Raw genomic sequence first — 275 nt, 5'->3', positions numbered from 1 at the left:
TGGCGCTTTATGCGCAATTAACAGATCAAGGCGAACTGCAGCTCATTAATCATTTAGGCATTGATTTGGGCGAAATGCCGGAAGAAATTTTAGCGAATTTAGAGAATCAACGTTATCAACGTAAAGACATTCAATTAGATTGTGGCAAAGGTCATGACCACGCCTACTGCAATCATGTGCGCCAGGTAGATGAAGACAGCCCGGCACGTTTTAATGCCGATCCGGCACGTCACTATGAGGCTTCCGGTTGTGCGGGTAAATTAGCGATTTTTGCC

The 275-nt window shown here is 45.5% G+C and carries 1 pseudogene; it reads left to right on the top strand.

What is annotated here, in order from left to right:
* Positions 1 to 275 (top strand): annotated as a pseudogene (locus tag BK660_RS30875) (D-lactate dehydrogenase); the annotation flags it as partial.

The sequence above is a fragment of the Pseudomonas brassicacearum genome (genome assembly GCF_003732265.1).
Classification (GTDB): domain Bacteria; phylum Pseudomonadota; class Gammaproteobacteria; order Pseudomonadales; family Pseudomonadaceae; genus Aquipseudomonas; species Aquipseudomonas brassicacearum_D.
This window is presented reverse-complemented; position numbering and strand designations above follow the sequence as displayed.